11 protein-coding genes are annotated in these 10,532 nt (G+C 28.4%); 9 read left to right on the forward strand and 2 right to left on the reverse strand.

The features are described from left to right. The first annotated feature begins 127 nt into the window (after positions 1–127). The 5 genes from LJD32_RS13680 (at position 128) to LJD32_RS13700 (ending at position 5,992) form a co-directional block, all read left to right on the forward strand. Complete coding sequence (locus tag LJD32_RS13680) at positions 128–3,334, forward strand: ATP-binding cassette domain-containing protein (protein WP_227392655.1); 3,207 nt, start codon at positions 128–130, stop codon at positions 3,332–3,334. Between the two features lie 61 nt (positions 3,335–3,395). After that, entirely contained in the window at positions 3,396–4,325 is a 930-nt protein-coding gene (locus tag LJD32_RS13685) for a GTP-binding protein (protein ID WP_032089581.1), read from the forward strand. 51 nt (positions 4,326–4,376) lie between these two features. Beyond that, positions 4,377–5,105, forward strand: a complete 729-nt coding sequence (locus tag LJD32_RS13690; RefSeq protein WP_227392656.1) for a YdcF family protein — start codon at positions 4,377–4,379, stop codon at positions 5,103–5,105. Between the two features lie 11 nt (positions 5,106–5,116). Continuing rightward, positions 5,117–5,587 carry a hypothetical protein gene (locus LJD32_RS13695; protein WP_119362557.1) on the forward strand — a complete coding sequence of 157 codons (471 nt, stop codon included), beginning with the start codon at positions 5,117–5,119 and terminating at the stop codon, positions 5,585–5,587. Between the two features lie 63 nt (positions 5,588–5,650). Continuing rightward, a complete protein-coding gene (locus tag LJD32_RS13700; RefSeq protein WP_022002559.1) occupies positions 5,651–5,992 on the forward strand; it encodes a hypothetical protein in 342 nt (113 codons plus the stop codon). A gap of 20 nt (positions 5,993–6,012) precedes the next feature. On the opposite strand, the gene LJD32_RS13705 is transcribed toward LJD32_RS13700, so the two are convergent. Continuing rightward, a complete protein-coding gene (locus LJD32_RS13705) occupies positions 6,013–6,828 on the reverse strand; it encodes an Mrp/NBP35 family ATP-binding protein (protein WP_022002560.1) in 816 nt (271 codons plus the stop codon). Between the two features lie 113 nt (positions 6,829–6,941). Here LJD32_RS13705 and LJD32_RS13710 point away from each other — a divergent pair, with 113 nt between their 5' ends. The 3 genes from LJD32_RS13710 to LJD32_RS13720 are packed head-to-tail and all read left to right on the forward strand — an operon-like array spanning position 6,942 to position 8,750. After that, on the forward strand, positions 6,942–8,282 hold the full coding sequence (locus LJD32_RS13710) for an MATE family efflux transporter (protein WP_032089585.1): 1,341 nt from the start codon (positions 6,942–6,944) through the stop codon (positions 8,280–8,282). Between the two features lies 1 nt (position 8,283). Next, on the forward strand, positions 8,284–8,448 hold the full coding sequence (locus LJD32_RS13715; RefSeq protein WP_022002562.1) for a hypothetical protein: 165 nt from the start codon (positions 8,284–8,286) through the stop codon (positions 8,446–8,448). Continuing rightward, entirely contained in the window at positions 8,448–8,750 is a 303-nt protein-coding gene (locus tag LJD32_RS13720) for a hypothetical protein (RefSeq protein ID WP_227392657.1), read from the forward strand. Before LJD32_RS13715 ends, LJD32_RS13720 begins: the two co-directional genes overlap by 1 nt. Positions 8,751–8,772: 22 nt before the next feature. Here the strand turns inward: LJD32_RS13720 and LJD32_RS13725 are convergent, their stop codons facing one another. Beyond that, positions 8,773–9,570, reverse strand: coding sequence for a DUF11 domain-containing protein (locus LJD32_RS13725; RefSeq protein ID WP_227392658.1), 798 nt, complete (start codon positions 9,568–9,570; stop codon positions 8,773–8,775). 121 nt (positions 9,571–9,691) lie between these two features. Here LJD32_RS13725 and LJD32_RS13730 point away from each other — a divergent pair, with 121 nt between their 5' ends. Next, positions 9,692–10,375, forward strand: a complete 684-nt coding sequence (locus LJD32_RS13730; protein ID WP_227392659.1) for a FadR/GntR family transcriptional regulator — start codon at positions 9,692–9,694, stop codon at positions 10,373–10,375. Positions 10,376–10,532 lie beyond the last annotated feature (157 nt).

Raw genomic sequence — 10,532 nt, forward strand, 5'->3', positions numbered from 1 at the left:
CGGCGAAGATAGTACATTGTGCGAAAATAGCTCGTTGCCAGTTCCTTCTTTTTTTTTATGTTTTTATATACTATTAATAATAAGTTCAAATTGAAATGATAATTTTATTCTATATGGAGGGGGAAAGATGTTACAAATAACAGATATCTGTAAACAGTATAAAACGGGAAATTTTATTCAAAAAGCTTTAAATCATGTCAGCCTTAATTTAAGAGATAATGAATTTGTATCGATACTTGGTCCAAGTGGCTCTGGTAAAACCACACTTTTAAATATTATTGGTGGATTAGATAGATATGACAGTGGAGACTTAATTATCAATGGTATTTCCACAAAAAAATATAAAGACAGAGATTGGGATTCTTATCGTAATCACACAATTGGTTTTGTTTTCCAAAGTTATAACTTAATTCCACATCAGACAATTTTATCCAATGTTGAACTTGCGCTTACTATTTCTGGTGTTTCTAAAGCACAAAGAAGAGAGAAAGCAATTGATGCTCTTACCAAGGTAGGATTAGGACAACAAATTCATAAAAAGCCTAATCAGTTATCAGGAGGACAAATGCAACGTGTTGCTATTGCAAGAGCATTGGTTAATGATCCTGATATTTTATTGGCTGATGAACCAACAGGAGCCTTAGATAGTGAAACGAGTATACAAGTTATGGATTTATTAAAAGAAGTTGCTAAGGACAGACTTGTTGTTATGGTTACTCATAATCCAAAACTTGCCAAAGAATATGCAACACGTATTGTTACATTAAAAGATGGAGTTATTTTAGATGATACAAACCCATATCATGTTGAAAGTTTTGTCCCACAACATCGTAATATGGGAAAAACATCTATGTCTTTACTTACATCACTATCCCTTAGTTTTAATAATTTAAAAACAAAAAAAGGAAGAACTTTTTTAACATCTTTTGCAGGATCTATAGGGATTATAGGAATAGCTCTTATATTATCTTTATCAAATGGTGTTAATACGTATATTCAAACAATCGAAGAAGATACGTTGTCAGAATATCCTTTACAAATTACAAGTACTGGTATAGATATGTCATCAATGTTAGTAGATGATAGTCAAGATAAAAAACAATCTTCTAAAAATGATATTCAAGTAGCTAATATGATGACTACAATGTTTTCTAAAATTGGATCAAATGATTTAGAATCATTAAAGAGTTATATTCAAAGTAATCAAAAACAATTAAAAAATTATTCCAATGCAATCGAATATACTTATAATGTGACACCACAAATATATCGCTATCAAGATAATACTTATAGACAAGTTAATCCCGATAAAACATTTAGTTCCCTAGGAATGGGATCATCCACAAGTTCAAATAGTATGATGTCTTCCATGATGTCTACAGATGTCTTTAAATCCATGCCTAAAAACACTAACTTATTTAGTGGGCAATATGATATGAAAGCAGGTCATTGGCCAAAAAAATATAATGAATGTGTTGTTGTTCTTACTTCCTCTGGAAAGATAAGTGATATGATGGCTTATACACTTGGTTTAAGAGATTCATCAGAATTAGATCAAATGGTACAACAGTTTGCTAATGAAGAAGATGTAGATGTGACATTAAAAGAGGATGATTATAGTTATCAAGATATTTTAAATAAAACATTCAAACTTGTTAAATCGGCGGATTATTATGAATATGATGAACAATATCATGTATATAAAGATAAATCTAATGATCAAACATATATGAATCAACTTGTTCAAAATGGTGAAGATTTAAAAATTGTAGGCATTGTCCAACCTAAAGATGATCAAACAGCGACCATGTTATCAACAGGAATTTATTATCCATCATCACTTGTACAACATATTATAGAAAAGTCATCTACAACTCAAATTGTTCAAGATCAATTAAAAAATAAAAATGTGAATATTTTTACAGGAAATGCTTTTGAAGAAAAAAATTCACAATTTGATTTAAGTTCATTATTTACAATTGATCAAAACAAAATGCAATCAGCATTTAAGTTCAATACACAAGCTTTACAATTAGATTTTACGAATTTAAATCAAGAACTGACAAATCTATCACTTCCAACATTAGACATGAATCAAATAATTAATCAAATTCAATTTAATGTTTCAAGTGATCAACTTGATCATTTAGCTAATTCTTTATTAAATGGTTATTTAGAATATGAAAAAAATCATCCAGAAGTAAATATTAATCAAGCTACACAAGAATTTATAAATTACTTACAAACAGATCATGCACGTCAAGTTATAGAAGAACAAGTAAAGAAATATATTGAAGATGGTATTGATCAAAATGAAATGCAACAAATTATCAATGCAGTCTTAGACGATTATAAAAAACAATTAGGCGCAAATGATTTAGATATTACAAAAATAAATGAGTATTTAATGAGCTATTTAAATTCACAAGAAGCAAAGAATATTTTAACTCAAGAAATGACATCTATTATACAATCAACAAACATAGAAACACAAATTTCTCAAATTATGTCTCAATATATGCAATCATCTATGCAAAATTTATCATCCTCTCTACAAAGAGGTATTCAAAAAAGTATGATGTCTATGAGTTCATCAATGGAAAATGCTTTTCAATTTGATAGTCATGCTTTTGCAGAAGCAATGAGCTTTAGTGGTGATGAAAATGATTTTATGAGTATTATTTCATCAATGATGACAAGTGAACAAGATTCATATGATAATAATATAAAGAAATTAGGATATGCTGATTTAAAAAAACCAGCAAGTATTAGTATTTATCCTAAAAACTTTGAAAGCAAAGAAAAAGTGATTCACTTTTTAGATACGTATAATCATAAAATGGAAAAAACAAATCAAGAAGACAAAGTCATTACGTATACAGATTTTGTAGGAACATTAATGTCTTCGGTAACTGATATTGTTAATGTCATTAGTTATGTCCTTGTAGCCTTTGTAGGTATTTCATTGGTTGTTTCTTCAATTATGATAGGTGTTATTACGTATATTAGTGTTTTAGAACGTAAAAAAGAAATTGGTATATTAAGAGCCATAGGGGCTTCTAAACGTAATATTTCGCAAGTATTCAATGCTGAAACATTTATTATTGGATTGTTTGCAGGTCTTATTGGAATTATTATTACATTAATCGCTCTTATCCCAGCTAATATTGTTATTCACAATATTGCAGATACAACAGCTGTTAATGCTTCTTTACCACCAGTTGCAGGAATTGTTTTAATTATTTTAAGCGTGATTTTAACTCTACTTGGAGGAATTGTTCCTTCTAAAAAAGCAGCGAAAGAAGATCCTGTAACAGCGTTAAGAACAGATTAAAAAGTCTTTCTATTAGACTTTTTTTTCTTTAGATATATAATAAAACCAAGGAGTGAAGATTATGGTAAAAGTAGATTTAATAACAGGTTTTTTAGGATCTGGTAAAACAACTTTCATAAAAAAATATGCTCAATATTTAATTGATCAAGGATATAGAATTGGAATTATTGAAAACGATTTTGGTGCAGTTAATGTTGATATGATGTTATTACAAGATTTAGAATCAGAAAATTGTGAATTAGAAATGGTAGCAGGAGCTTGTGATAAGGATTGTCATCAAAGACGTTTTAAGACAAAATTGATATCTATGGGAATGAGAGAATTTGATCGTGTTTTGGTAGAACCATCAGGTATTTTTGATGTAGAAGAATTTTTTGATGTTTTACATGAAGAACCTCTTACAAATTGGTATGAAATAGGAAATGTATTTGCAATTGTAGATGCCTCATTAGAAAAGAATTTATCTAAAGAAGCTTCTTATTTACTTGCAAGCCAAATTGTAAGTGCAGGAAAAATTATTTTAAGTAAAGTAGATACTACAAGTAAAGAAAGAATTGTAGAAACAATTCAACAAATGAATGATGCACTTGCTTTATTTCATGGAAAACCTCTTCTACAAGAAAGATTAAAAATTAAAAAATGGGATGAAATGACCCAAGAAGATTATCAAGAATTATTAAATAGTCAATATACAAATGATTATATTGAAAAATTATGGTTTAACCAAAATGATGCTTTTCAATCTCTTTATTATATGAATAATAGATTCAATCAAGATGAATTTATTCAAAAAATAAATCATATATTTAAAGATCAAGATTGTGGTCATGTCATGAGAGTTAAAGGTTTTTATCAAAAAGAAAAACACTGGTATGAAATCAATATGACTCAAGAAAATACCTCTATACAAGAAATCAATCAAGGGCAAGATGTCATAATTGTTATCGGTGAAGAACTAAATAAAAATAAAATAGATCAATATTTTAAATAGAGATGTCAAAATCTCTATTTTTTGTTAGAATGAATCCAAGTAGGTGAAACAATGAAAATTATAAAATATTTATTACTGATATTTTTTATCATAAGTTTTATTATTTTTTTACTTCCTTTTTTATTAAAAGGAATCTTAAATATTGGAAATATAGCAGGAATGATAGTTTCTTTAGGTTGTTTCCTTATTATCTTTTTTAATAAGCCATTACATCATTTGATTTTTTCTAAAATAATGTTATCTTTCATAATCATCCTTTTAGCAATTATTTCTACGTGTTCTTATAAAATACTTACAAATATGAATATATTACCTCAAGAAGAAACAACAGTTGTTGTTTTAGGATGTCGTGTTAAAAATAAAAAACCAAGTCTTGCATTAAAAGAGAGACTTGATAAAACATATCAATATTTAAATGAAAATCCTAAATTACAATGTATTCTATCAGGTGGACAAGGTGCTAATGAAGAAATATCAGAAGCTAAATGTATGTATCAATATCTTGTAAGTAAAGGAATTGATCCTCATCGCTTATATCAAGAAGATAAGTCTACTTCTACAAGAGAAAATATATTGTTTTCTTATCAATTAATTAAAAAAGAAAATTTATCTAAAGAAATCACGATTATTACAAATGAATTTCATGAATATCGTGCACAAACAATAGCTCGTCGATTAAATATCAAAAGTTATGCTATAAGTGCTCATACTGCTTGGTGGTTATTTCCTACATATTTTGTAAGAGAAATCTTTGGCATTGTTTATGAATTTATTTTTTAGGAGGCAAGATTATGGGAGGAATAAGTGTGTTAGTAGTTTTAGGTTTATTTATGTCTTTTTATGCGTTATATCTTTTTTTGATCTTTATCAGCATCTTTTATCTTGTTGAAAATTATATTTTTGAAAGTCTTTTTCTTTATAATAAAACACATTCAAAGAAATCATGGATTCCTTATTACAGTAAATATCTTCTAGGAAAAGAAGTAGCATTGGAAAAGGAAGGATTATTTTTAATGATGATTGAAATTATGGGAACAATTCTTTTTTATCTCTCTTTAAATGCTCAATTAGGTTCATTAGATACAATTATCTTTTTATTATTTTTAGGATGCATTTTACTTTCTTTTATTATGAATATTTATATTTCACATCAAATTATAAAAAAGGTTTATCCTAAATATGGAGATTGGATCACTGTTTTCAATGTTTTAACATTGGGATTTTTTAGATCTATAAGTTTATTTCTTGTTAGAAATAAATAATAAAAAGACTATCTTTTTTTAAAGTTTGTGATAATATATTACACGAAATATGAGGTGATTGAGATGAAACAAGTTGTTTTAGAATTTGATGATGAAGAAATGGAATTATTAGAAGAACAATTTAAACAAATTCAAGATGTTGCTGGAATGGAAACAATTGAAGATTATATATATTATGCGACAATGTCACATTGTAAAACAATGCAAGCAGCATCAAAAATGTTTGGACAATCAGGTGATATTGAAAAACTTATGGCTGATGAAAATGTTCATGTTGGCGTTGTAAACATGCCTATTCAATTATCTAATGTAGAAGATAAAGATGAATTTAGTAGATATTTAAATGATGTTTTAAATGATGCCGTAAAAGACTTCATGAATCGTAATAATGAACCACTAAATTAAAAAAGCACGTGAGTGCTTTTTTAAATATCTTTTACTTTTTGAGAAAACTCATCAAACCAATCAGAATGATAATTTTCAACATAACCTTGATCAGATAATTGAGTCAATTCACTATCAATAGGTAATTGACCAAGTAATGGAAGTTGATAACGATCAGCCACTTCTTGGCTATGACTCTTACCAAACATATAAATTTTCTTATCACAATCAGGACATTTAACATAAGACATATTTTCAACGATACCAATAATATCGACATCCATTTTTTTAGCCATATTAACAGCTTTGCTTACAATCATCCCTACAAGTTCTTGAGGACTTGTCACAATGATTATACCATCTAATGGAAGTGATTGAAAAACTGTAAGTGGAACATCTCCTGTTCCTGGAGGCATATCAACAAACATATAATCAACATCTCCCCACATTACATCAGACCAGAATTGTTTGATCATTCCTGCAAGTACGGGACCACGCCAAATAACTGGTGTGTCATTTGATTCTAATAATAAATTCGTAGACATAATTTTAATTCCTTGACTACTTTCAACAGGTGTGAATTCTTTACCATTAGATAAAACTTGTTTGTTTTCTACGCCAAAAATACGTCCTATAGAAGGTCCTGTAATATCACCATCTAGAATAGCTACTTTATATCCTTCTCTTTGTTTAGCAAGCGCCAATAATGAAGTTACTGAAGACTTTCCAACGCCTCCTTTACCACTTACAACACCAATCACTTTTTTTACATGAGAATGTGCATTCATTGGTGCTAAAAAATCTTTTTTTGAACATGTACTTTTACATGAATTACAATCATGATTACAATTAGCCATACTACTCTCTCCTTTAACCTCTATACATTATAACCTAAAATCAAAAAATAAAAAAATAATATGATTGACTTTATATTAAAAACTCTTAATAATTAAATCTATGGAGGGAATTTATGAAAAATTTAACCACAGGTCATCCTTTAAAACTTATCTTTTTCTTTGCTTTACCTTTAATGTTCGGTAATTTTTTACAACAACTTTATATCATGGTAGATACCATGATTGTAGGGCGTTTTGTAGGTGTTGATGCATTAGCTTCTATTGGTGGAGCAGATTGGATCAACTGGGCTATTTTAGGACTTTTAATGGGCTTTACACAAGGATTTTCAATTCGTGTATCTAATTGTTTAGGGGCTAATGATGAAAAAGGAATGGAAAAATCAATTGCGATGTCCTATCTTTCATGTTTTGTAATAGCAATTTTAGTTATCATTTTTTCACAAATAATTATCGAACCTTTATTAAAATTATTAAATACACCAAGTCATACAATTCAAGGATCTATTACCTATTTAAGAATCATGTCTGGTGGAGCCTTAATTGTGATCTTTTATAACTGTTTTTCAAGTATTTTAAGAGCTATAGGAGATAGTCGTACACCGCTTATTGCAATGCTCATTGCTGCTTGTTTAAACGTTATACTCGATTTATTATTTGTTTGTATCTTTCATCAAGGAATTGCTGGTGCAGCAATAGCAACATTGATTTCACAATTATTTGCAGCTACTTTTTGTTATTTTAAAATAAGAAAAGAATTACCCTTTAAAATTAAAAAAGAAAGTTTTCAAATAGATCAAAAACTTATTTATCAACTCATTAAATTAGGTTTACCATTAGCTTTTCAAAACTTGATTATTGCTTTTGGTGGAATTGTTTTACAATCTGTAGTTAATGGCTTTGGTTTCTTATTTATTGCTGGTTATACAGCAACAAATAAACTCTATGGAATATTAGAAGTTGTTGCTATATCCTTTGGTTATGCAATTACAACCTTTGTTTCACAAAACTATGGAGCTAAAAAATATCAAAGAATGAAATCCGGTGTTTTTCAAGCAAATATTTTATCTGTTTTTATTTCCATTGTTATTATGATCGTTATTCTATTCTTTGGTAAAAAAGTATTATTACTTTTTATATCTACGACACCAAAACAAACACAAATTGTTTTAAAATATGCTTATGATTATTTATTTACAATGGCTGTTTGTTTACCAGTTTTATATATTTTATATTCTTATAGAAGTGCTCTTCAAGGGATGGAAAATACGATTATTCCAATGGTATCAGGAATTGTTGAGTTAATTACGAGAGTATCAGCAGCACTTATTTTACCGCATTATATGGGTGTTTATGGAATATATTTAGCAGAGGTTCTTGCTTGGACTGCTGCTGCAATCATGCTTTATATTTTTTATTATAAAGATTTACATCAATTAGATAAAGGAGTTATGTAATATGGGTTGGCTTATTTTTATGTGGTTTGTCATTTTAATTGTAATGCTTATTCTTTATTTTATCATGATTGCATTTAAGGTAAGTAAGTTATATCATGATATAGAAAAAAGACAAAATGATGATTTTGAAAATATATCAAAGTTTAAAGAAAGGATGATGAAATAATGTTAGGAACATTATATGTTGTTATATCAAGTTCAAAAGAAGAAGATTATCAAAAAGTAAAAGAGGAATTATTAGAAATCTATCCTGATTTTTCAGTATCTCCTTACAAAGAATCACAAATGGAAAAAGATGCTGTTGAATTCTTTGCGACTTGTCAAATAACAAAAGAAAAAGCACAAGAAGTTTTAGAGCAATTAAATAATGATTGGGATGGAGAAGTAGATGATTGTATTGCTTATGGATTTAATACAAAAATGTTTGATTCTCTTGTCTATCATTTAAATTTTCAATTATACGATTAAAATGGATGCCATGGCATCCATTTTAATTTGTATAAATTCCTGAAACAGTAAGCGTACTAGTACCTACAGGAATAGCTAAATTAGGAATTGTAAGTGTTGTTCCAGTAACATAAGTTGTTGGATCATAGATAATAGGTGTAGGTGAATCAGGTGTTGTTAGAGAAATACTATTAATTGTATATCCTGTTGGGAAAACATCACTAAATGAAACATTTGTTGCAGTTTCATTACCATTATTGATAATTTGGAAAGTATAAACAAGTGTGTCTCCACTATAAATACTAGCTTTATTTGCTGATTTGGTAATATCTAATGATACATAATTTGCAAGTTTTACAGAAGCACTAGGATTTGGTGTGACAGCAACGATAGGACCAGTAGTTGATCCACCATTGGCTGTAATTGTTTGTGTATTTGTAAGCACATCTGGTCTTGTTGTAGGTGTCGTTGTTTCAAAAATAATAAGCACATTATCATTAGGATTTATTACATTATCAATGGTAAAAATAACTGCATTGTTTGTTATTTGTACGTTTACTTCAATCGGTGTACCATTTAAATAACCTTCTACACTATTATCAACATATTGAGTGAGTCCTTTAGCTAAATCATCAACAACTGTTAAATTATAAAGTGAAGCACTTCCTGTATTTTCTACTCTTGTTACATAAGTGATTGTTTGATTAGGGGTATAAGTATCAAGAAGTGCTTCTTTAGTAGCAGTTAAGTCATAGAGACTTAATATTTGAGTTGTTACTGTATTTGAATTAGTTGTCATATTGTTGTAAAGCAAAGTGGCTTGATTGGCTATATTGTCCATAAATAACCTCCTTTCATTGTACTATATGAGGAATTAAAAAAAGATGTATGGACAAAAGGGCATAGAATAATTATTATTTTTGTGATAGAATTTCAAGTAATTTAAGGAATCGAGGGAAACTATGGATAAGAAAAAAAGGTTATCAGATGATATTGCTGAGATGCTCCTTTCGATGATCGTCGTTGAAAAGAAATATTTACCAGGAGATAAACTTCCTAATGAGATTGAATTATCTAAAGAATTAGGAGTTAGTCGTATTACATTAAGAGAAGCGATACGTATTTTAGTAACACGACATGTTTTAGAAATTAAAAGAGGAAAAGGAACTTTTGTTAGAGAAGATTATGATAATCAAACTTTTGAAAAGTTCAATATTCCTCCGGAAGTTAAAATGGGAGCAGATGATCTTTACGAAATTCGTTTGATTTTTGAACCAGAAATTGCTTATTATGCAACACTTAGAGCAACGGATAAAGAATTGGAAAGAATCAATGCAATCAAAAATGAAATTGAAGACTGTATTACAAATAAAAAAAGTTATGCAAAACAAGAAATGTTATTTCACTGTTCTATTGCACAAGCAACGCATAATGAATTTATGTCAAGATTAGAACCAGTGTTACAAGAATCTATTCAAAAAGGGGTTTTTCTTTACGAATATGAACATGTATCTAATCAAGATATTATCTCAGATAATAAAATGATTATGGAATTTATGAATGATCGAAATGCAGAAGGGGCAAAAAGCGCCATGCGTATACACATCTTAAGGGCAATCAATCAATTAAAGTTAGAAAAGAAATAATTGATGATTGTTAAAAAAATGTCCAAAGAGAGCAGACAACGTTATTGACATAAGACAACATTAGACGTATAATGGGTAACGAAAAAGGAAATCGAGTAATAAAAATTAAGGGGGACATTAAAAATGGCAAAAATTTTTTATGAATCAGATTGTGACT

Source organism: Faecalibacillus sp. TM498 (genome assembly GCF_020589955.1).
Classification (GTDB): domain Bacteria; phylum Bacillota_I; class Bacilli_A; order Erysipelotrichales; family Coprobacillaceae; genus Faecalibacillus; species Faecalibacillus intestinalis.